General features: G+C 69.8%; 21 protein-coding genes. 15 read left to right on the top strand and 6 right to left on the bottom strand.

Translation table 11 applies throughout. The features are described 5' to 3' along the window. Window positions 1-54: 54 nt before the first annotated feature. Window positions 55-2,070, bottom strand: coding sequence for a DNA gyrase subunit B (locus IEY70_RS10565; RefSeq protein ID WP_189064980.1), 2,016 nt, complete (start codon window positions 2,068-2,070; stop codon window positions 55-57). A 287-nt stretch (window positions 2,071-2,357) separates the two neighbouring features. Here IEY70_RS10565 and IEY70_RS21295 point away from each other — a divergent pair, with 287 nt between their 5' ends. From IEY70_RS21295 to IEY70_RS10550, 3 genes are all read left to right on the top strand, one after another. Beyond that, complete coding sequence (locus tag IEY70_RS21295) at window positions 2,358-4,379, top strand: vWA domain-containing protein (protein ID WP_189064979.1); 2,022 nt, start codon at window positions 2,358-2,360, stop codon at window positions 4,377-4,379. 42 nt (window positions 4,380-4,421) lie between these two features. Further along, a complete protein-coding gene (locus IEY70_RS10555) occupies window positions 4,422-4,904 on the top strand; it encodes a hypothetical protein (protein WP_189064978.1) in 483 nt (160 codons plus the stop codon). Window positions 4,905-5,130: 226 nt separating this feature from the next. Continuing rightward, entirely contained in the window at window positions 5,131-6,498 is a 1,368-nt protein-coding gene (locus tag IEY70_RS10550) for a LysM peptidoglycan-binding domain-containing protein (RefSeq protein WP_189064977.1), read from the top strand. A 184-nt stretch (window positions 6,499-6,682) separates the two neighbouring features. Here the strand turns inward: IEY70_RS10550 and IEY70_RS10545 are convergent, their stop codons facing one another. Beyond that, window positions 6,683-6,838, bottom strand: a complete 156-nt coding sequence (locus tag IEY70_RS10545; RefSeq protein WP_189064976.1) for a hypothetical protein — start codon at window positions 6,836-6,838, stop codon at window positions 6,683-6,685. Window positions 6,839-7,034: 196 nt separating this feature from the next. Between IEY70_RS10545 and rbfA the strand changes: the two genes are divergently transcribed. The 10 genes from rbfA to IEY70_RS10495 all read left to right on the top strand — a co-directional run bounded on the left by rbfA (window position 7,035) and on the right by IEY70_RS10495 (window position 15,337). Next, window positions 7,035-7,322: a 30S ribosome-binding factor RbfA gene (gene rbfA, locus IEY70_RS10540; RefSeq protein ID WP_189064975.1), complete on the top strand. Its 288-nt coding sequence runs from the start codon at window positions 7,035-7,037 to the stop codon at window positions 7,320-7,322. A 32-nt stretch (window positions 7,323-7,354) separates the two neighbouring features. Continuing rightward, window positions 7,355-7,756 (top strand): acyl-CoA thioesterase, encoded by a 402-nt coding sequence (locus tag IEY70_RS10535; protein WP_268243909.1) that lies wholly within the window; start codon window positions 7,355-7,357, stop codon window positions 7,754-7,756. Window positions 7,757-7,789: 33 nt separating this feature from the next. Beyond that, window positions 7,790-8,266 carry an NUDIX domain-containing protein gene (locus IEY70_RS10530; RefSeq protein ID WP_189064974.1) on the top strand — a complete coding sequence of 159 codons (477 nt, stop codon included), beginning with the start codon at window positions 7,790-7,792 and terminating at the stop codon, window positions 8,264-8,266. A gap of 12 nt (window positions 8,267-8,278) precedes the next feature. Next, a complete protein-coding gene (locus tag IEY70_RS10525; protein WP_229777832.1) occupies window positions 8,279-9,817 on the top strand; it encodes a M1 family metallopeptidase in 1,539 nt (512 codons plus the stop codon). 114 nt (window positions 9,818-9,931) lie between these two features. Beyond that, window positions 9,932-10,669 (top strand): LysM peptidoglycan-binding domain-containing protein, encoded by a 738-nt coding sequence (locus tag IEY70_RS10520; RefSeq protein WP_189064973.1) that lies wholly within the window; start codon window positions 9,932-9,934, stop codon window positions 10,667-10,669. A 123-nt stretch (window positions 10,670-10,792) separates the two neighbouring features. Then, the gene (locus IEY70_RS10515; RefSeq protein ID WP_189064972.1) at window positions 10,793-12,526 is read left to right on the top strand and encodes a sensor histidine kinase; all 1,734 of its coding nucleotides are present in this window, start codon (window positions 10,793-10,795) and stop codon (window positions 12,524-12,526) included. Further along, window positions 12,523-13,551, top strand: a complete 1,029-nt coding sequence (locus tag IEY70_RS10510; protein WP_229777831.1) for a DUF4097 family beta strand repeat-containing protein — start codon at window positions 12,523-12,525, stop codon at window positions 13,549-13,551. The genes IEY70_RS10515 and IEY70_RS10510 overlap by 4 nt, the downstream gene beginning before the upstream one ends. Continuing rightward, the gene (locus IEY70_RS10505) at window positions 13,548-14,216 is read left to right on the top strand and encodes a response regulator (RefSeq protein WP_189064971.1); all 669 of its coding nucleotides are present in this window, start codon (window positions 13,548-13,550) and stop codon (window positions 14,214-14,216) included. Before IEY70_RS10510 ends, IEY70_RS10505 begins: the two co-directional genes overlap by 4 nt. Window positions 14,217-14,256: 40 nt before the next feature. Beyond that, window positions 14,257-14,823: a helix-turn-helix domain-containing protein gene (locus IEY70_RS10500; protein WP_189064970.1), complete on the top strand. Its 567-nt coding sequence runs from the start codon at window positions 14,257-14,259 to the stop codon at window positions 14,821-14,823. Between the two features lie 4 nt (window positions 14,824-14,827). After that, a complete protein-coding gene (locus IEY70_RS10495; RefSeq protein ID WP_189064969.1) occupies window positions 14,828-15,337 on the top strand; it encodes a GNAT family N-acetyltransferase in 510 nt (169 codons plus the stop codon). A gap of 55 nt (window positions 15,338-15,392) precedes the next feature. Here the strand turns inward: IEY70_RS10495 and IEY70_RS10490 are convergent, their stop codons facing one another. The 3 genes from IEY70_RS10490 to IEY70_RS10480 form a co-directional block, all read right to left on the bottom strand. Further along, the gene (locus IEY70_RS10490; protein WP_189065061.1) at window positions 15,393-16,139 is read right to left on the bottom strand and encodes a chlorite dismutase family protein; all 747 of its coding nucleotides are present in this window, start codon (window positions 16,137-16,139) and stop codon (window positions 15,393-15,395) included. Window positions 16,140-16,243: 104 nt separating this feature from the next. Beyond that, window positions 16,244-17,281: an aldo/keto reductase gene (locus IEY70_RS10485; RefSeq protein ID WP_189064968.1), complete on the bottom strand. Its 1,038-nt coding sequence runs from the start codon at window positions 17,279-17,281 to the stop codon at window positions 16,244-16,246. Between the two features lie 51 nt (window positions 17,282-17,332). Next, window positions 17,333-17,998 carry a hypothetical protein gene (locus tag IEY70_RS10480; RefSeq protein ID WP_229777830.1) on the bottom strand — a complete coding sequence of 222 codons (666 nt, stop codon included), beginning with the start codon at window positions 17,996-17,998 and terminating at the stop codon, window positions 17,333-17,335. A 25-nt stretch (window positions 17,999-18,023) separates the two neighbouring features. Here IEY70_RS10480 and IEY70_RS10475 point away from each other — a divergent pair, with 25 nt between their 5' ends. Beyond that, window positions 18,024-18,380 carry a VOC family protein gene (locus IEY70_RS10475; RefSeq protein ID WP_189064967.1) on the top strand — a complete coding sequence of 119 codons (357 nt, stop codon included), beginning with the start codon at window positions 18,024-18,026 and terminating at the stop codon, window positions 18,378-18,380. A gap of 610 nt (window positions 18,381-18,990) precedes the next feature. Continuing rightward, window positions 18,991-19,557 carry an RBBP9/YdeN family alpha/beta hydrolase gene (locus tag IEY70_RS10470; RefSeq protein ID WP_189064966.1) on the top strand — a complete coding sequence of 189 codons (567 nt, stop codon included), beginning with the start codon at window positions 18,991-18,993 and terminating at the stop codon, window positions 19,555-19,557. Between the two features lie 217 nt (window positions 19,558-19,774). Here IEY70_RS10470 and trxA read toward each other — a convergent pair whose 3' ends face one another. Continuing rightward, window positions 19,775-20,128: a thioredoxin gene (gene trxA / locus IEY70_RS10465; RefSeq protein ID WP_189064965.1), complete on the bottom strand. Its 354-nt coding sequence runs from the start codon at window positions 20,126-20,128 to the stop codon at window positions 19,775-19,777. Between the last annotated feature and the right edge of the window lie 135 nt (window positions 20,129-20,263).

Raw genomic sequence — 20,263 nt, 5'->3', positions numbered from 1 at the left:
GAAAAGGGGATTCGAGCGTGTCGATGCTCGAATCCCCTTTGTGGTACTGGTGCTTTACACGCTGATTTCTGCGAACCTCGCGTTTTCCTGGATGAAGGTTTTGCGGGGGGCGACTTCGGTGCCCATGAGGTTCTCGAAGACTTCGTTGGCGACGATGAGGTCTTCGATCCCGACGCGTTTGAGGACGCGGGTTTCGGGGTTCATGGTGGTGTCCCAGAGCTGGTCGGCGTTCATCTCGCCGAGGCCTTTGAAGCGTTGGATGTCGTACTTCTTGCCTTCGCGGGTGGCCTGGGCGACGGCGACTTTCAGGGAGTCGTTGTCGTACAGGTAGGTGCCTTTCTTCTCGCGGCCGATCATGATGCGGTACAGGGGCGGCTGGGCGATGTACAGGTACCCGGCTTCGACGATGGGGCGCATGTAGCGGTAGAAGAACGTCAGGAGCAGCGTGGCGATGTGCCCGCCGTCCATGTCGGCGTCGGTCATGATGATGATCTTGTGGTAGCGGAGGTTGCTCAGGTCGAAGTGCATGCGGTCGCCGGTGCCTTCGACGCCGGCGCCGATGGTGCCGATCAGGGCGCGGATTTCGGCGTTCTTGAGGATCTTGTTCAGTTCGGATTTCTCGACGTTCAGGATCTTGCCGCGCAGGGGCAGGATCGCCTGGAAGCGGCGTTCGCGGCCGCCTTTGGCGCTGCCGCCGGCGCTGATGCCTTCGACGATGAACAGTTCGCTTTCGGTGGGGTCCTGTGACGAGCAGTCGGCGAGTTTGCCGGGCAGGTCGTCGTTTTCCAGGGGGTTGCTGCGGCGGACGATGTCGCGGGCCTTGCGGGCGGCCTCCCGGGCGCGGGCGGCTTCGGCGGCTTTCTCGACGATGGTCTTGCCGACCTTGGGGTTCTCTTCGAGGAACTCGGCGAATTTCTCGCCGACGACGGCGTTCACGGCGGTCTGCGCTTCGCTGTTCAGCAGTTTGACTTTGGCCTGCGATTCGAATTGCGGGTCCTCGACTTCCACGCTGACCACGCAGTAGATGCCTTCGAGGAGGTCGTCGCCGCTGGGCATGGGGTTCCCGGCTTTGATCATGTTCTTGTCTTTGGCGTACTTGTTCAGGATGCGGGTGTACGCGGTTTTGAAGCCGGTCAGAGGGGTGCCGCCGTCGCGGGTGCGGATCATGTTGGCGTACGTGAGGATGTTGTCGCTGGCGTAGGTGTTGGCGTGGATGAACGCGACCTTGACGTTCACGCCGCTGTGGTGGCCGGTCATGACGATGGGCTGGTCGTACAGGAGTTTGGTGTCGTCGGTGACGAGTGCGCGGGCGAAGTTGGCGATGCCGCCTTTCTCGTGGAAGGTTTCTTCCTTGATTTCGCCGCCGTGCAGTTCGGTGCGTTCGTCGCGGATGACGATTTTCAGACCCGTCAGGTACCCGAGTTCACGCAGGCGGTTGCGGATGCGGTCGTAGTTGAACTGGTTGTCGAATTCCTTGAAGACGGTGGGGTCCGGCTGAAAGGAGACGCGGGTGGCCCAGGTGACGCCTTCGGGGGTGGTGCCTTCGTCGCGCAGGGGTTTGACGAGCATGCCCTTCTCGAAGCGGACGTTGTGCAGGTGGCCGTGTTTGTTGACGGTCACGTCGAGGTAGGTGCTCAGGGCGTTCACGACGGTGCTGCCGACGCCGTGCAGGCCGCCGGAGACCTTGTAGGCGCCCTGGCCGAATTTGCCGCCGGCGTGCAGTTCGCTGAAGATCACTTCGATGGCGGGGCGGCCCTTGCTCTGCATGATGTCGATGGGGATGCCGCGTCCGTCGTCGGTGACGGTGGCGGCGCCGTCGGCGTGCAGGATGACGTGGATTTCGGTGGCGAATCCGGCGAGGCCCTCGTCGATGCCGTTGTCGATGATTTCGGTCAGGAGCTGGTGGTAGCCGTCGATGCCGGTGCCGCCCTGCACGTACATGCCGGGGCGTTTGCGCACGGCGTCCATGCCTTCGAGGACGCTGATGTCGGCGGCGGTGTAGTCGGCGCTGGGGCCGGCGGTGGTGGTGAGATCCTGAACGGCGGCGTTCTTGTCGTCGGTTTGGGTCATGGGGCTCCTGAACTGCGCGGCCCCTGGTGGGGGGCGGCGCGTGGGGGTGGGTGGGTGATGGTGGGGCGCTGCGTGCGCCTGCCGTGTCTGTTCAGTATACTACCAGGGTTGAAAAGGGTCAAATATATACGTATATAGCGTAATACGCCGGGCAACTCGTGCCGCTGCCCCACCTGCCAGAAACACCGTCTGGGCCGCGCCGGAACCCACAGCGCACAGACGCGCCCACGCCCGCACCGCCACGCTGCGCCCACACCCGGCCTCCCAGACCGCAGAATAGAAGCCCGATGCACCGCGCCCACCTGATGACCAGCCTCCTGCTGCTGAGCCCCGCCGCAGCCGCGCAGGACACGGCCCCCGGCCCGGCCGCGCCCCCACCCAGCGCCTGCGCCCTGCCCGGCACGCCCCTGCCCACCCGCACCCGCAGCGTGTTCATCCTCGACACCAGCGGCAGCATGCGCGGCATCGGGGACGGCCGCGCCGACATCTTCAGCCGCGTGCGCAGCAGCATCGACCGCTACGTGCAGACCCACCAGCCCGACGAGGCCGAACTCCTAACCTTCGACGCCGGACTGCGCAGCCGCGCGCACTTCGAGCAGCCCGCCCGCAACCCCGCCTGGACAGCCGCGCTCGGCGCCCTGAAAGCCGACGGCAGCAACACCCACCTGTACCGCAGCCTCCAGGCGGCCCTGACCCCCCTGAACGCCGAACCCGGCCGCGCCACCACCGGTGAGGCCGCCCCCCTGACCACCGTGTTCGTCCTGACCGACGGCATCGACAACGACACCGCCCGGCCCGCCGTGACCGCCAGCGCCGCCCTGGACGCCTTCCGCGCACGCGGCCCGCTGGACCGGCTGTACTACGTGGCGCTCGGCACCGACATCCCCGCCGACGCCCGCGCCGCCCTTCAGGCCAGCGCCTACGCCAGCGGCCTGACCCTCCCGGTCGGCACGCCCCCCACCCTGGACGCCCCCGGCCTGGAAGGCGGGCTGCTGACCATCACCGACCCGGACGCCGCGCCCAGCCCCTTCCCGGACACCACGCCCCTGACCCTCACCCCAGGCACCGGCGCCTCCCGCCTGCGCCTGAACGACCCACCCGTCACGGGCGGCCAGCTGAGGCTCCTGAACCTGCCCGCCCGCAGCGGCGCGGCCCTGCTGTGCGCCCCGCCCGTGACCGGCCCGGACCGCGTGGCCCCCCGGCCCCGGCAGGTGCTGCTGCGCCTGAACACCCAGCCCCCCCTGCGGTGGCTGAACCCCGGCGCGGACCGCACCCTGAAAGCCGGAGAGGACGTGATCCTGCGCTACCGCACGCCCCCCGGCCTGAGGCTGGACCAGGTGACCCTGAGCGGCGCGGCTGGCCTGCGCGCGCAACTGCACACCCAGCCCGGAGGCCGCGAACTGGCCGTCCAGCTGACCGGCGACGGCCTGAACGCCGGACAGACCGTCACCCCGGTCCTGTCCATTCCGGGCCTGCCGCCCCACCCCCTGCCCGACGTGACCGGCGCGCCCGGCGGCCGCCTGCCACCCGCCCCCGCCACACCACCCGTGCCCACCTCGCCCACCGCCACCCCACCCGCGCCCGACCGACCGACGCGGCCCATCCTGGTCTGGATCACCGGACTGGCCCTGGCCGCCGCGCTGCTGCTCGGCTGGCGCGCCCGCCCCCACCGCGCCGCCCCCGCCCCGCGCCCCGCCCGCCCGACCGCCCCCACACCCGTCGAGGGCCTCGAGTACCGCGACGACCGCACCATCTCGCTGGTCGGCGCGGACGGCGAGGTCAGCAGCATCCCCACACCCCTCGGCGGACCCTTCGACCTGGGCCAGATGGCCCGCGTACCGCACCTGAGCGGCCTGCGCGCCGAACAGCACCGCGACGGCCTGCGCATCCTGCGCATCCCCACCGACCTGGAAGTCAGCCAGGGCGCCCGCCTGCTGCAACCCGCCGACGTGGTCCGCCCCGGCACGCTGCTCGGCGTGGCCGTCGCCCGCCGCGCCCGCGCGCCCCACCCCACCCTCGGCAGCCTCGCCGGACTGGGCCTCCCGCTGGCCCTGCACAGCCGAGGTTCCGTCCTGCACGTGCGCGGCCCGTACGGCGAGCACGCCCTGCGCGTCCACGCGCCCATCACGGACCTCGGCGCGGCCCTGCACGCCCCCGCCCTGGAAGGCCTGAGCCTCAGCCTCAGCGGCCGCGACCTGCTGCTGCACCGCGTGCCCGACACCCTGCAACTGCGCGTCGCGGGCGAGAACACCGTCCTCACGCCCGGCACCCCCCTGCCCCCGCACGCCGTCGTGGACTTCCTGAACTGACCATCCTCACGCACCCCCTGAGCGGCGCGCTACGCTGCGCGTATGGAGTTCCTTCGCCTGATTCACGGGTATCAGTTCCCCAGTGGCCTCGCCCTGCTGTTTCCCACCCCGTACGCACTGGCGACCCTGATTCTGTTCGTGTGGAGTATCGCGCCCGCCGTGAAAATGCGGACCGGTGCGGGATTCATGCTCTGGTTACGGGTCACGTGGGTACTGACGCTCCTGCCGGCCGTGACGGGCGTGATTCTGGCGCTGGGCGGCGCGAAAGTCCCGAGCGCCACCGACGTCGGCGGCGGCCTGAGCAAGTACAACTACCCGACCGACCCCAGCCGCGACTGGGAGCACTGGATGTACGCGGGCCTGTGCGTCATCAGCCTGTACGTGATCGAAGTCCTGGTCCGCGGCCGCCTGATCGAGCACCGCGTGGGCCTGCGCTTCCTGCCGGTCGCCACGCTGTTCCTGTACGGCTGCGCGTACATGATCGGGCGGGTCGCGGTGTTCCCCGGCAGTACGCCCGGCACCTGACCCCCGGCACCTGACCCCCGGTACCTGAGGCCGGGCGGGGTTGTCTGCCACGGTCAGACGCGTGGCAGAGTGCGCGTGGCAGGGTAGAGGCATGACGGACTCCCGCCAGAATGACCGTGGCGTTCCGTGCAGCGCCACAGACCCCAGTGAACTGACCGGCGCACATGAACTTCGCGTCAGGGGCCGTTCACACGCGCCCGCTCCCGCTGTGGTCAGGTGTGACCCCATGCGCCGACTTTTCCTGACCCTCCTGACGCTCGGCAGCGTAGCTGGCCCGACCGTGGCTGGCCTGACCCTGACCGGCCTGACTCTGGCTGGCCTGACCCTGACCGGCGTGGCCCGTGCTGCGCCCACCCCTGCCACCGTCACCGTGAAATCCGGCGACACCCTCTTCCTGATCGCGCAGCGCAGCGGCGTCAGCGTGAACCAGTTACGCGCCCTGAACGGCCTGAAAGGCGACCTGATCCGCGCCGGGCAGGTGCTCCGCATAAGCGGAAGCGCTTCCGCCCAGGCCGCGCCCGCCCAGCGGCACACCGTGAAGAAAGGCGACACCCTCAGCCTGATCGCGCGCCGCTACGGCGTGACCGTCGCCGCCCTGAAAGCCGGGAACAGCCTGACAGGCAGCGCCATCCAGGTCGGGCAGATCCTGAAGATCCCGCCCCGGCGGGCCGCTCCCACCCGCCCCCCGACCTCGGAGGTCCGCACCGTGTACCGCTACGTGCGCGTGACCGCCACCGACACGGCCGCCGTCCTGGCCGCCCGCTACCGCCTGAGCGTGGACGAACTGCGCCGCCTGAACGGCCTGAACACCGCGCGACTGATCGTGCCGGGCCGCAAGATGCTGGTCCCGTCGCGCGTGCCGGTGCCCATCCCGCCCCGGCCCATCAACAAGGCCGTGACCTTCAAACGCCTGACGCCCCTGAACGTACCCGTCGAGATCGCCAACGTGGACCTGCGCCACCGCAACACGCTGATCGCGCCGGTCCTCGCCAGTTCCCGCGTGGCGTTCGGGACCGGCGCGCGCGTCAGTCAGCTGGCCCGCAGCAGCGGCGCGAAAGTCGTGATCAACGGCAGTTACTTTCACACGCAGACGTACGCGCCCGCCGGGGACATCGTCATGCAGGGCCGCCTGCTCACCTGGGGCCGCATTCCCATGGCGCTGGCCATCACGCCCGACAACCGAGCGTCCATCCGTGTCAGCAGCACGCCCGTCCTGGGCCGCCCCTTGGACAGCAGCTGGGCCGGCATGGAAACCGTGATCGCCACCGGCCCCCGCATCCTCAGCGGCGGGCAGGTGAACACCCGGTACAGCAACGCCTTCCACGACCCGGCCCTGTTCGGCCGGGCGGCCCGCAGCGCCGTCGGCCTGATCGGGAACCGCGACCTGGTGCTGGTCAGCACGCAGGTGAAACTCACGACCACCGAGATGGGCCGCGTCATGGCCCGCCTGGGCGTGAAAGACGCCCTGCTGCTCGACGGGGGCAGCTCGACCGGCATCGCCTGGAACGGCCGAGCCGTGATCGACAGCGTCCGCAAGGTCAGTTACGGCATCGGGGTGTTCACGGACTACACCGGCCGCCGTTACGTGCGCTGACCCGACCGCATCGTCTGGTCGGGTCACACGGACTCCGTCTGAATGGGCTGCGAAGGCCGTTCAATCCGAGCGGGAGAGAAACGGGTTCCGGACGTGGGGCTGGCAACCCGGTGGGGTTCCGGGTTGTCAGCGAAATAAAACTTCAGGGCAGACCAGCGATGAACACGCAGCGCTTACCTCTCGTTTACCCCTGCGCCTTGAGGGGGGAGGCTGGGAGGGGGTGAGCAGGAATGGCGTTACAGAAGACGTTTCCGGCCAGCAGCGGCAGGCGGCGGGCGCGGACAGTCGGCGCGGCGGTCAGGGAGACGAGGACCGGCGAGCGGGTCGGGGTGCGGCGCATGGGTGTTCCTCCTGCCCGCCCGGTGGGAGTGACCGGACCCATGCCCGCATCCTGTCTGCCTGCGGGCCGTGCCTGTTCGGGCCTGCGTTCGGGCCTGCCGCTGCGTGACGGCGTTCCGGCGGGCCTGCCGGGGCATGCTTTACCATGCGCGGATGTTGACCTTCTCCTGCCAGTCTCGTTCCGTTCCGGTGCGCGCATGAAACCCGAGCAACTTCAGTCGCAGCTGACGCGCGTGCTCAGCGAGGCCATCTCGGGCCTGCGGGACCCGCGCGTGCCCATGATCGTGACCGTCGAACGGGTCAGCCTGACCAGCGATTACGGCATCGCGCGGGTGTACGTGAGCGCCATGACCGGCGACATGGACGACCTGCTCGACGCGCTGCGCGGCGCGCGCGGGCACCTTCAGCGGCAGGTGGCGGATCAGGTGAAACTGCGCCGCACGCCCACCCTGGAATTCCACGCCGTGTCGGACACCATCCTGTGACCGCGCCCGCCAGCCCTCCAGTCGGTCCTTCATTGACCGGGCCGACCGTGATCCGCGTGCGCTACGCCGAGACGGACGCCATGGGCGTCGCGCATCACGCCACGTATCCGGTGTGGTTCGAGGTGGCCCGCACGGACCTGATGAACGCCCTGGGCCTGCCGTACCGGGAGGTCGAGGCGCGCGGTTACTACCTGATGCTCTCGGGCCTGAACGTCGAGTACCGCCGCGCCGCCCGTTACGACGACACGCTGCACGTCCTGACGCGCGTCACGTCCGTGCGTTCCCGCACCCTGACGTTCACGTACGAGGTCCGGCGCGGCGACGAACTGCTCGCCACGGGCGAGACGCGCCACATCGCCACCGATCACGCCTACCGCCCCGCCCGCCTGCCCGACGACGTGCTGGCCTCGCTGTCCGGCCCGCCCGGCGCGTGACCGGCGCCTGCCGTGCGGTAGACTGCGCCGCACATGAGTAACCTGTCGCGCACCCTGCCCATCAAGCGCGCCGCGCACGTCTACCTGATCCGCGACGGGCACCTGCTGCTGGTCGAGGAACGCATGGACGACGGCAGCATCTTCTACGGCCTGCCCGGCGGGAAAGCGAACGCCGGAGAGACCCTCGGGGACGCCGCCGTGCGTCAGGTGCTGTACGAGACGGGCCTGACCGTCACGGACCTGATGTTCGTCAGCCTGCTCGAGGGCGAACTGCTGCCCGGCACCCGCAACGAGTGCTACGCGATCTTCGGGCGGTTCACCGCGACCTTCCACGGCGAACTGGACCCCACCGACCCCGAGGTGGTGGGCGTCAAGTGGGTGCCGTTCGAGCAGGTCGAGGCGCTCGTCCGCTACGGCCCGCCGCCCGAGGTCGAGGAACGCAACCCGCTGATCTGGGTGCCCACCCGCGACTTCGTGCGCGGCCAGCCCCGCGCGTACTACCCGATCTAGGCCCGGTTCCCGGTGCGCCCGGCTGCCCGCCCGTCCAGTCTGCGCCCCTGCCGCCTGCACCGGTGGGTACTGGCCGGACTGCTGCTGACCGGCTCACTGCTGACTGATCCGCCGCTGCTGACTGGCCCACTGCTGTCGGCCGCCGCGCAGACCACGCCGGCAGCGGCGCCCGCCGCGCAGGCCCGCCCGGTGGGGGACACCCTGTACCCCACGCTGGGGCAGGCAGGACTGGACGCCGTGCACTACGACGTGCACCTGAGCGTCACGCAGCCCGGCACCCGCGCCCTGAGCGGCGACGTGACCGCCCTCCTGCGCGCTACGCGTGACCTGCCGCTGATCAGCCTGGACTTCCTGGGTCCGGCCGTCACCGTGGCCCTGTGGAACGGCCAGCCCGTCCCGTTCCGGCAGGACCACACGGCCGGGAAACTGCTGGTGCTGCGCGCCCTGCCTGCCGGTCAGGAGGCCCGCGTGACCCTGCGCTACGCGGGCGTGGCGGGCGTCCTGCCGGACCCGGTGTTTCCGTTCACGCTGGGCTGGCAGGCCGTGCCGGACCCGCTGAACGTGGGGGGCGGCGCGAACTTCGCGTTCAGCGAACCGGACGGCGCACGCACCTTCATTCCGGTCAACGACCACCCCTCGGACCCCGCCACGTTCACCGTCACCCTGACCGTCCCGCCCGGCACGGCCGCCGTCGCCAGCGGCCAGCGCGTACGCGTGACCGACACGCCCGCCTCGCCCGACAGGCCCGCCGCGCACACCGTCACCTTCGACCAGACGCGGCCCATTCCCACCTACACCCTGGCCGTGCACATCGGCCCGCTCGAAGCGGTGGACCGCCCGCCCGTGAACGTCGGTCCCGGCGGCGCGCCCGTCGCCCTGCGCGACTACTTTCCGCCCGGCACGCCGGACACGGTCCGCGCCCCGTACCGGCGCACCGGCGAGATCCTGACCTTCCTGAGCGACTGGTTCGGACCGTACCCGTTCCGCACGTACGGGTCGGCGGTCGTCACGCCGCGCCTGCCCGCCCTGGAAACTGCCGGCCTGTCCACCATGCCCGTCACGTCCAGCAGTGACCGGGTGCTCGTGCACGAGACGGCGCACCAGTGGTTCGGGAACAGCGTCCTGCTGCGCGACTGGTCCGACGTGTGGCTCAACGAGAGTTTCGCCACGTACGCCGAACTGCTCTGGCAGGAACACCAGGGCCAGAACACGCAGGCGCTGACAGACGCGTGGTACGCGACCCTGCAACGGCGCGGCACCCGGCCCCTGGTCGCCGCCACCCCCGCAGAGATGTTCGACAGCACCGCCTACCAGCGCGGCGCCCTGGCCCTGCACGCCCTGCGCCGTCAGGTCGGAGACGACTCCTTCCGCACCTTCCTGCGCGGCTACGCCCAGGGCGGCGCAGCGACCCCGTCAGCCGCTCCGGAAAGGGCCGCTCAGGTGGTCGGCACAGGCGACCTGCTGGCCTACACCCGCCGCACCCTGGGAGAGCAGGCTGAGCGGGTCCTGAGGGACTGGGTGCAGAGTTCCGCGCTGCCGCCGGCCCCCTGACAGAACCCCCTGACCGAGCGGTGGCCTTGAAGGACCCCTCAGGGAATCCTGATCAGCCCTTAAGGAACGTGGGGTATCTCACGTTAGCGGCTGCTGGCGGTGTACGCTCGGCTCATGTGGCCATTTGGAAAGAGCACCGCTGACCGCGTCAAGGACGCCATCAACGAAAACCCCGTTCTCGCCCCCCTGGGCCTCAATGTGAGTGAAAGCCGTGGCACCGTCACGGTCACCGGGGAGGTGCCGCGTCAGCCGGTCGTGGGCCTGATCGGCGCCGTGGTCGAAGGCATCAGCGGCGTGAAGACCGTGGATACCAGCGGCGTGACTGTCCTTCAGCAGGCCAGCGCGCCCGTGCAGCCCGCGCCCGACGCACCGGCCGCGACGGTCAGCACGCCCGACCTGAGCCCGGCCGACGCGAAGCTGGACGCCGAGGTCAAGGAGATGGAGGACCGCAGCCGGATCGCCAAGGCTGTCCTGAAGGCCCTGCGCGGCAACGTGGAACTCGCCGACGATCCCATCGACGTGCTGCAGAGCGGCAAGAGCGTCATTCTGCGCGGCGTGGTGGACAACGAGCACGAGCAGCGCCTCGCCGAGAAGCTCGCCCGTGAAGTCGATGGGGTCGCCTCCGTGGACGCCAGCGGCCTGCGCGTCGCGGCCGGCGCGAAGGAACTCGCCAAGGAGAAGGACACCAGCACGGGCGACACCGTGTACACCGTGAAGTCCGGCGACACCCTGGGCGCCATCGCGCAGAAGTACTACGGGAACGCCGCCGAGTACAAGAAGATCGCGCATTACAACAACATCAGCAACCCGGACCTGATTCAGGTCGGGCAGAAGATCCGCATTCCCGGCTGATACGGAGCAGTCTTCAGGGTGGGCCGGTCTTCACGGGGACCGGCCCGCCTGCTGTCAGCGTGCGGGCCGGGTCCGCCTTTGGTGGGACGAGCGGGTGGGGTGCGCGGCGCTACGCTGGGCGGCATGATGAAGGTCATGGGAGCGGTTCGGGAACCGGGCGGGTCACGCGGGGTGCGTGGCGGGCCGCTGCGTGACCTGACCGACCCCGGCACGTACCGCGCGGCGGCGTACGTGCTGCTGACCCTCCCGGCGGGCGCGCTGGTGGCCGCGCTGCTGACGGTGGTCGTGGCGGGCGGCCTGCTGACCCTGCCGGTCCTGATCGGCGCTCCGGCGCTGGTGGGGGCGGTGTGGCTGGTGGGGGCGCTGGGTGACGTGCAGCGGCGACTGGCGGGCGTGCTGGGCGTGTCGTTCACCCGTCCGGCGCCCGGTTCGTACGCCGGGGTGCTGGCGTGGCTGGGCGCGCAACTGGCGTCCCCGGTCACGTACCGGACGCTGCTGTTCCACGCGGTGCAGTTGCCGCTGGGGGCGCTGTGCTGGCTGGTGCTGGCGGCGCTGCTGGTGGTGGCCCTGATGGGTCTGTCCGCTCCGGCGTGGGCGTTGGGGTCGGTCGTGCCGATCGTGTGGAACGAGTGGACCGTGCAGCCCGGCCCGGTGGCCGTGGCGGGCCTGACGCTGGCCGGGCTGGGTGTGCTGATCGTCACGGCGGGTGTCCTGAACCTGATGGGCCGCATGTGGACCCGGCTGGCGGCGGCCCTGCTGACCCTGGACGTGGGTGACGAGGCGGCGCGGCGCGAGGTGATCGCCCTGCGCCGCGCCGCCGGGCGGGTCGCGCTGGGTGACGACCTGACCGCCACGCTGGGCGACCTGACCGCGCAGGCGCTGGCGGCCAGCACGGCGGCACAGGTGGCGGTGTACGCCCCGGACGGCACGCTGCGGGCCGCCACCCCGCAGGCGGATCTGGGCGCCGCGCCCGCTGAAGTGGCGCCGTGCTGGCCGTCGCCGGGCGAGGCGAACGTGCTGCCCCTGCCGGACGGCGGGTTGCTGGCGGTGCTGCCCGTGTCGCTGCCCGCGTCGGCCGGGACGCTGGAGGGGGGCACGCTGCGCGCCCGCTACCGTCCCGGTGTGCGGCCCGGCGCGGATGAACTGGCGTTCCTGCTGAGCATCGCCGATCACGCGGGGACGGCCCTGCACGCCGCGCAGTTGATCGAGCGGGCCGGAGCGCGTGCCGGAGAGCAGGAACGCGCCCGGCTGGCCCGCGAACTGCATGACAGTGTCGCGCAGGCGCTGTACGGGATCACGCTGGGGGCCAAGACGGCGCGCGCCACGCTGGAACGCGATCCGGCCCGGACGCTTCAGAGCCTGGATTACACCATCCGGCTGGCCGAGGGCGGCGTGTCCGAGATGAAGGCGCTGCTGTTCAGTCTGCGCCCCGACGCGCTGGAGGAAGGTGGCCTGATCGCCGCGCTGACGCAGCACGCGCACGCCATGGAAGCCCGGCACGGCCTGAAGGTGCACGCCGAGTTGCGCCGCGAACCGGACCTCGCGCCGGACGTGCAGGCCGCCGCGTACCGCGTGGCGCAGGAGGCGCTGCACAACGTCGTGAAGCACGCCCGCGCCTCGCAGGTGTGGGTGTCGCTGGTGCAGGACGGCCCGCTCGTGACCCTGACCGTCCGTGATGACGGGCGCGGCTTCGACCCGCAGGCGCAGGGGCGCGGCACGCTGGGGCAGCGCAGCATGCGTGAGCGGGCCGCCGGGGCCGGAGGCACCCTGAGCGTGGAGTCCGCGCCGGGAGAGGGCACGGCCGTCACCCTGACCATCCCGGCGGCCGTTCCTGCTGCGGGCGAGGTGGGCGCGTGACGACCGTTCCGCCCTCGCGGCCGCTGCTGCCGGTGCTGGCGCGCATGGCGGCCGGACTGCTGCTGGCCGGGGGGGGCGCGTTGCTGGCGTGGCAGAACGTCACGCTGCACCCCACGCCCGGCATGAGCGTGCTGGACACGCCCCTGAGCGTTCCGCTGGACGGGCCGCTGCCACTGGACCTCGCGCAGAGCGCCGCCCTGACCTTCAGCGGCGACCTGGTGGACGTGACCCTGCGCGCACTGCCGCCGGGCAGCGCCCTGGCCGTGCAGGGCCGCGTGCATCACCGCGCCCGGAACCCCGTGCAGGCCGACGTGACCCGCCAGGGCCGCGCCCTGAGCGCCGCGCTGACCCTGCGTGTGCAGCCGCTCGGGCAGCGCGGCGTGATCGTCACCGGGCCGGAACCCGTGCAGCACACCGCCGCGCTGACCCTGTCGCGCGACGTGCCGTTCACGCTGGGGAGCCGCACCACGTACGGCGACACGACCGCCGACCTGAGTGCGCTGCGGGTGCGGTTCCTGACGCTGCGCAGCGACAGTGGCCGTCAGACCCTCACGCTGCCTGCCCGTCCTGCCGGGCCGCTGAGCGTCGTGACCCGCAGCGGGCAGGTCAGCGTGACCGCTCCGCCCGGTTCGGCGCCGGACGCGCTGCGCGTGAACACCGCCAGCGGCAACCAGACCCTGGACCTGGCTGCCATGCGGACCCAGACGCTGGGCGTGGGGACCGAGAGCGGCGACGTGCGCCTCACGCTGCCGACCGTCACGGGCCGCGCCACCCTGACCACCGACAGCGGCAACCTGACCGTGACCGCCACGCCCAGCACGCGCGGCAACCTGGACATCCGCACCCAGCGGGGCGACGTGACCCTGCGCGTGCCGCCCGCCCTGAAGGTCCGGGTGCGGTTCACGGACCGTGATTCGCTGTCCTGGCCGCGCGGCGCGCCCGCCCCCCTCGCCCCGGACCTCGACGTGTTCGTGGACGCTCCACGCGCGAATTTCACCCTGACCCCCCTGGAGGACACCCCATGACCCCATCCACCCCACCCGCCCAGGCCGTGCGCGTCCTGCTGGTCGACGATCACGCGGTCGTCCGCCAGGGCCTGCGTCTGTTCCTGGGCCTCGACCCCCTGATCGACGTGATCGGCGAGGCCGCCAACGGCGAGGAGGCCCTCGCGCAGGTCGCCGCGCTGCAACCCGACGTGGTCATCATGGACCTGATGATGCCCGTCATGGACGGCATCACCGCCACCCGCGCCCTGAAACGCGCGCATCCGGACACCGAGGTCATCGCCCTGACCAGCACCCTGGAGGAACACAAGGTGAACGGCGCCATCGAGGCCGGGGCGATCAGTTACATGCTCAAGGACGCCTCGTCAGACACCCTGGCCGACGCCATTCACGCCGCCGCGCGCGGCGAGGTGCGCCTGCACCCGGAAGCGGCCCGCCGCCTCGTGCGGGACTTCCGGGGCGGCGAGATGCGCGAGACCCTGACGCCCAAGGAAACCATCGTGTTGCAACTGATCGCGCACGGGTACAGCAACCGTGACATCGCCGCCGATCAGAACGTCAGCGAGGCCACCGTGAAAACCCACGTGTCGCGCCTGCTGGGCAAACTCGGCCTGGACAGCCGCACCCAGGCGGCGCTGTACGCCCTGAAGAACGGTGTCGCCAGCCTGGACGGCGTGGACCTGTAACCGCCTTCTTCGATCCCCCTTTGTCGCGTATAGTGGATGAATGTCCACTGTGCGCGACGAGACGACAGACGCCATCGCCCAGCGGTTGCGCCTGGAACGCGAGGCGCGCGGCTGGTCCCTGGCCGACCTCGCCGCGCGTTCCGGCGTGGCCCGCGCCAGCATCAGCCGCATCGAACGCGGCGAGATGAGCCCCACGGCGGCGCTGCTCGTACGCCTCGCCGGGGCCTTCGACCTCACGCTCGCCGGACTGCTCGTCCGCGCCGAGGCCGCCGCCAGCCGCCTGACCCGCGCTGCCGACCAGCCCGTCTGGCGCGACCCGGCCACCGGCTACACCCGCACGCAGGTGTTCATGCGCCCCGACCACCCGGTCGAACTCGTGCAGGTCACCATGCCCCCCGGTGGGCAGGCCGCGCTGCCCGCCTCCTCGTACGCCCTGATCCGGCAGGTGATCCAGGTGCAATCCGGCCAGCTCACGGTCACCGAGGGCGGTGAAATCCACCACCTGCATGCCGGGGACAGCCTGGGCTTCGGCCCGCCCGCCGACGTGGTCATCGCCAACACGACCGCCAACCCCTGCACGTACCTTGTCGCACTCGCCCGGAGCTGACCCCATGACCGACCTCCAGATCACGCCGCTGACCCACGCCGCCCTGCCCCAGCTCGGGGAACTCCTGATCGAGACCGTCGCCGCCGGAGGGTCCGTCAGCTTCATGCACCCACTGCCAGAGGCACAGGCCCGCGCGTTCTGGCAGGCTTCCCTGACCGCCGCCGAGGCAGGCGGACGCGTGCTGTACGGCGCGTGGCACGGCCCCGAGCTGATCGGCACCGTCACGCTGCTGCTGGACTTCCCGCCCAACCAGCCGCACCGCGCCGAGATTGCCAAGATGATGACCCGCACGGCGTGGCGCGGCCAGGGCGTCGCCACCCGCCTCCTGAGGACCGCCGAGGCCGAGGCCGCCCGCCAGGGGCGCACCCTGCTGACGCTGGACACCTCCGTGGACGGCGGCGCCAGGAAACTCTACGAGACTGCTGGCTACACCCTGGTCGGCGAGATCCCCGACTTCGCCCTCACGCCGGACGGCCGCCTGAACGGCACGCTCATCTACTACAAGCGCCTGTAACCAGCAGAGGAGGCGGCGGGCCGCGTGTGCCACACCGCCTCCCCTCTGGGTCCGCTCAGCCCAGGTCGTCCAGCACGCTGCTCAGGTCCTTCTTCACGCAGGTGAACATTGGGGTGTCCTGCAACGTGAACATGCTCGCCTCGGTGTAACGCAGGCGGTGCACCAGATCCACGAACTCCTGCGGGTAATCGCTGTCGAAGCTCACCACGAACTCCTGATCGTCGATGCCGTACGAGTAACTGGTGTTGATACGCACGCCCTTGAACGGCACGCTGGCGTTGATGTGCTCGTCCATCATGCCCTGGCGGGAGTGCGGCGTCAGGTCGTACCACGCGCGCGTCTTCACGAACGGGTAGATGAACAGGTACTGACCCTGGCCGGGCAGGATTTCCAGGCCGTGCCCGCTGCCCTCCACGCGGTTCACGTACTGGCTGCGTTTGTTCATGGAGATGAAGTTGAACGGCTGCGTCAGGTACCCCATCAGGCGCGTGCGGTTCAGGCGGGCCTGCGATTCCTGGAAGTCGCGCACGTCGAACGCGATGCGCCACAGCATGAAGTCAACGTCGCCACGCACGCCGACCAGCGAGTACGGACGCAGGATCAGGCCCTTCTCGGCGGGCGCGTCGGTCACCCAGCCGTTCGCGGCGGCGAGGAACTCGGCCTTCAGTTCGTCGCGTTCCGCCTGCGGCAGGCGCCGGAAGGCGGGGTCCAGCTTGAAGAACGCGTAGTTCAGGAACTGCCGGTTGGCGCGGTCGGCCTCGCGGCCCGTCACCTGACCGCTCGGGTCGAGGTCCACCATCATCTTCGGGCGACCCGGACGCGCGGCGGGCGCGGGCGCTCCCGTCTCGGCGGGCATCGCACCCGCGGGGCGGGTGCCTCCGGGACCGGTGCTTTCAGGACGGCCGCTCACTTGGCACCCCCCGCGACAACCTCGCCGCGCAGGTCATGCGTCAGGCCGAAGTTCTCCCGGTACAGCGCCTGGATCGCCCCGAACTCCTCGTCGGTCAGCGGCGCGGCGTCGAAGGTCGCGGCATACTCCTCGAGGTTCTGCGCCGAGTAGATGTTCGGCAGGACGCTCGCCATGACCGGGGAACGCAGCGCGAACTGAATCGCCAGCTGCCCGATCGTGCGGCCACGGCCCTCCACGAACTGCGCCTGAAGCTGCTCGACCTTCTTCAGGCCGTCCTCCATCCAGGCCTTGCGGCGGGCGTTGGTGGTCATGCGCCAGTTGCGGTGGTCACCGGGCTCGAACTCGGTGTCCAGCGTCATGTACCCCTCCAGCAGCCCGGAGGCGTGCGGCACGCGGGCCATCACGCCCACACCCGCCGCCTCGCCCGCCGGGAGGATCGCCTCGCCCAGCATCTGCTCCAGAAGGTTGTAGATGATCTGCGTGGGCGCGCGGCGGTCCCGCACGCTGGCAATCCCTTCCTCGATCTGCCGTTCGTTCAGCGCCGGCCCCAGCGCCGTGCCGTACGCGCGGATCAGACCCTCGGATTTGGCGCGGTCCAGTTCGGCCCACAGGTCGTCGTTCAGCACGGCGTCCATGCGCGGGTTGTGCAGCTGGTAGTAGTCGATGTAATCGGTGCCCAGGCGTTTCAGGCTGCCTTCCAGCGCCTTACGCAGGTAAGCGGGCGTCCAGTCGTGCGGACGCTCCTGCTGCCCCGGACGGTCCGGGTGATTGTAGATGTCGTACCCGAACTTCGTGCCGATCACGATCTGATCGCGCACGCTGCCCAGCGCCTCACGCTGAAGCTCCTCGGCGCGGCCCGACGCGTACGTGTCCGCGTTATCGAAGAACGTGACGCCCAGATCGAACGCCCGGCGCAGCAGCCCCTTCCCCATCTCCTCGTCCTTGACGCCCCACCAGGTCGTGCCGACCGTCCACACGCCAAACCCGACCGCGCTGACGGTCAGGTCGGTGCCCTGCAACTTGCGGTATTCCATGACCGGCACTATGTCACCACCGGCCGGGGAGGGATGACCCCGAACGACCGGTCAGGCAGGCCGCCCGTCCTCCCGCACCACGCGCGGCACCGGGAACACCATCCGGAATTCCGGCGCCGCCAGCGTCAGCAGGGGCCGCGCCCCGGTCAGGGCCGGATGAAACGCGCCCTGCACTGCGCTCAGGCGGGCCGCCTGCACCTGCCCGCGCGCCTGCACGGTGGTCAGCAACGTCCTGCGTGGGCCTGCGGCGTCCGGTTCCGGCGTCAGGTCCGGCTGGGCCAGCGTCCGCCACGCCCCCGGCACCACTCCCGTCCACACCGGCACGCGCGGCCCGCCCACCCGGAATCCCAGGTGCGCCAGCATCTCACCCCCGGCCCCCGTGACCCGCACCTGCCCACCCTCGCCACGCCAGCCGTCCGGCCCGCCGCCCAGTCCACTCCCCGACCACCCGAACGCCGCGAGTTCCTTCGGAATGCCCCAGTTCCGGCGGCCCCACACCACGCTGGCCTCCGTGCTCACCACGATCCGCGTTACCTGCGGGCGCAGCCCCACCGGACTGCCACGCACCTCCGCCCACAGTAGTTCGTCATACGGCCCCACCGGCGACGACACGTACCGCACCAGCATCAGCACGCCCCGCGCGCCGAACACCGCGACCAGCCCCGCCCCCCGCAGCGTCCACGGCGGCCCGGCCCTGTCCAGCGCGGCAGCCATCATGCCGCCCAGCGTATACCCTGACCGCATGCTGAAACACGTCTCGTTCCTCACCCGCGACCTGAACGCCACCGTCGCCTTCTACGAAACCCTGGGCGCCGTCACCGAGAAGAACCTCACCACCCCCGAAGGCTACCGCCGCGCCGTCCTGCGCCTCGGCGAGGGCCGCCTCCAGTTCTTCCAGATCCCGGAACAGGCCCCCGCCCCGCACCCCCACTGGGCCGAACACATCGCCCTGCACGTCACCGGCCTGCGCGCCCTGCTGCCCACCCTGCGCGCCAGTGGCGTCACCGTCACCCGCGACCTGCAACCCAGCCCCGGCGGACGCGACATGGCCTTCGTACAGGACCCCGACGGAAGGCAGGTCGAACTGCTCGAAGGCTGAGATGCACAAAATCACCTTTTTGTTTCTCTGTAGATCAAGGAGTAAGATGGCGCCAAGCCCAGTGAATTAAATTGCTATGGAGGGATGATATGAGCCAATGGCGTGGATTTCTGTGTGTGCTTTGTCTGGCAAGCAGCTCGTCTGCCATCGCTGGAAATCTTAGGGGCGCCATGATTGTGGCCGCCGATGGTAATTTCCTTGGAACCTGCGACGGTGCGTATGGTGCGAATAGCATATCAAATGACTACAGCCGATATGGCAGCCCTTACGGCACCCACAGTATGTTTAATAAATACGGACAGTATGGTAGTGAATATGGGCAATATAGCCCGTTCAATAAATATTCCACAGTAGCGCCTTACATCATTGCTGCTGATTCTGCTTTGTTGGGAATGTTTACGAGTATTTCATATAGGCCAACGGCTGCTATTTCCCAAGCTCTTCGTAATTCTGGAGGTGCTCGAGTTACATCAAATCGCTCGGTGGCGGGAGGGATAGACCCCAACGTCCTACGGGTTGCCTGTGAGATGCCCTAAGTGAACATGTAAGCGAAGTATTGGATGCCGATCAACCTGTAGTCACTCATCCACCCAGGCGGTAGCCTGAGCGCATGACACCGACCATCGTGATCGTGCCGGGCCTGGGGGACAGCGGCCCGGAGCACTGGCAGTCCCTGTGGACCGAGAAGTTCGGCGCGGCGCGCGTGCGGCAGGACGACCCGGACCGCCCGACCCCGGCGGCGTGGTCGCAGCGGCTTCAGGAGGTGATCGAGGCGACGCCGGGTGATCTGGTGCTGGTGGGGCACTCGTGCGGGGTGCTGAACATCGTGCACTGGGCGGCCCTGACGGGCGGGCACGGGCGGGTGAAGGGCGCGCTGCTGGTCAGTCCGACCGACGCGGACCGGGCGTTCGATGAGTACCCGGCCGTGGCGCAGATGGCCCCGGTGCCCATGCAGGAGTTGCCGTTCCCGGCGCTGGTGGTCGCCAGCGAGAACGACCCGTTCGCCAGTTTCGAGCGGGCCGAGGCGTTCGCGGACGCGTGGGGCGCGGCGTTCATCTCGGCGGGTGAGGCGGGGCACATCAACGTCGCCAGCGGGCACGGCGACTGGCCGGACGGTGAGGTGCTGCTGAGCGAGGCGCTGCACGCCTGGACGCCGCCGGACATCGTGCGCTTCTGATACGGACTCCGATTGGCGGAGCGAGTAGGAGTCGAAGCGGGTTCCGGACGTGGAGTTGACAGATCGGTGGTGTTCTGATTTGTCAACGAAATAAACGGAATCCGTATGAGGGCTTGATCCAACAGCGCTGACACAGCAGAAAGGGGCCGCCTGCCGGGTTGACCGGGGCGGCCCTTCTTTCAGGGTGCACTGAGGGTTCAGTGCGGGTGGGTGGTGTTCAGGCGCTGGGCTGGGCGGGTTCGGTCTTCTCGACCGGGGCGGCGTGCTTGTCGAGCAGCGTCTCGAAGGCGCGTTTGGGCTGGGCGCCCACGACGCCTTCCAGGGGCTGGCCGTCCTTGAACAGGATCAGGGTGGGGATGCTCATGACGCGGTACTGGCCCTGCGTGACGGGGTTCTCGTCCACGTTGACCTTGCCGATCTTCACGCGGCCCTCGTACTGCCCGGCGAGTTCCTCGATGACCGGCGCGATGATCCGGCAGGGTCCGCACCAGGGGGCCCAGAAGTCCACCAGGGTCAGGCCGCTGGCGATTTCGTCGTTAAAGTTGCTGTCCGTGAGTTCCACAGGCTTCATGTCCGTCACTATACGCCCGGGGGGCATGTCTGGGATGGGCGGCGGATGGGGGAGACGCTCACCGCTTGTTTAACTGACATCTTTCAGTTTTAAGCAGCATGCTGGCGAGTGCTGTCCCAGACGGCTAAAATCCGC

Origin of the sequence: Deinococcus seoulensis, assembly GCF_014648115.1 — a bacterium.
In the GTDB taxonomy this organism is placed as follows: Bacteria; Deinococcota; Deinococci; order Deinococcales; family Deinococcaceae; genus Deinococcus; species Deinococcus seoulensis.
The sequence above is the reverse complement of the archived record's forward strand: the minus strand, read 5'-3'. Positions and strand labels throughout refer to the sequence as shown.

Excerpts from the sequence above, each read along its gene's own strand:
- IEY70_RS10565 (WP_189064980.1), bottom strand. The coding sequence starts at position 2,070 with ATGACCCAAACCGACGACAAGAACGCCGCCGTTCAGGATCTCACCACC.
- IEY70_RS21295 (WP_189064979.1), top strand. The coding sequence starts at position 2,358 with ATGCACCGCGCCCACCTGATGACCAGCCTCCTGCTGCTGAGCCCCGCC.
- IEY70_RS10555 (WP_189064978.1), top strand. The coding sequence starts at position 4,422 with ATGGAGTTCCTTCGCCTGATTCACGGGTATCAGTTCCCCAGTGGCCTC.
- IEY70_RS10550 (WP_189064977.1), top strand. The coding sequence starts at position 5,131 with ATGCGCCGACTTTTCCTGACCCTCCTGACGCTCGGCAGCGTAGCTGGC.
- IEY70_RS10545 (WP_189064976.1), bottom strand. The coding sequence starts at position 6,838 with ATGCGCCGCACCCCGACCCGCTCGCCGGTCCTCGTCTCCCTGACCGCC.
- rbfA (WP_189064975.1), top strand. The coding sequence starts at position 7,035 with ATGAAACCCGAGCAACTTCAGTCGCAGCTGACGCGCGTGCTCAGCGAG.
- IEY70_RS10530 (WP_189064974.1), top strand. The coding sequence starts at position 7,790 with ATGAGTAACCTGTCGCGCACCCTGCCCATCAAGCGCGCCGCGCACGTC.
- IEY70_RS10520 (WP_189064973.1), top strand. The coding sequence starts at position 9,932 with ATGTGGCCATTTGGAAAGAGCACCGCTGACCGCGTCAAGGACGCCATC.
- IEY70_RS10515 (WP_189064972.1), top strand. The coding sequence starts at position 10,793 with ATGATGAAGGTCATGGGAGCGGTTCGGGAACCGGGCGGGTCACGCGGG.
- IEY70_RS10505 (WP_189064971.1), top strand. The coding sequence starts at position 13,548 with ATGACCCCATCCACCCCACCCGCCCAGGCCGTGCGCGTCCTGCTGGTC.
- IEY70_RS10500 (WP_189064970.1), top strand. The coding sequence starts at position 14,257 with ATGTCCACTGTGCGCGACGAGACGACAGACGCCATCGCCCAGCGGTTG.
- IEY70_RS10495 (WP_189064969.1), top strand. The coding sequence starts at position 14,828 with ATGACCGACCTCCAGATCACGCCGCTGACCCACGCCGCCCTGCCCCAG.
- IEY70_RS10490 (WP_189065061.1), bottom strand. The coding sequence starts at position 16,139 with ATGATGGTGGACCTCGACCCGAGCGGTCAGGTGACGGGCCGCGAGGCC.
- IEY70_RS10485 (WP_189064968.1), bottom strand. The coding sequence starts at position 17,281 with ATGGAATACCGCAAGTTGCAGGGCACCGACCTGACCGTCAGCGCGGTC.
- IEY70_RS10480 (WP_229777830.1), bottom strand. The coding sequence starts at position 17,998 with ATGATGGCTGCCGCGCTGGACAGGGCCGGGCCGCCGTGGACGCTGCGG.
- IEY70_RS10475 (WP_189064967.1), top strand. The coding sequence starts at position 18,024 with ATGCTGAAACACGTCTCGTTCCTCACCCGCGACCTGAACGCCACCGTC.
- IEY70_RS10470 (WP_189064966.1), top strand. The coding sequence starts at position 18,991 with ATGACACCGACCATCGTGATCGTGCCGGGCCTGGGGGACAGCGGCCCG.
- trxA (WP_189064965.1), bottom strand. The coding sequence starts at position 20,128 with ATGAAGCCTGTGGAACTCACGGACAGCAACTTTAACGACGAAATCGCC.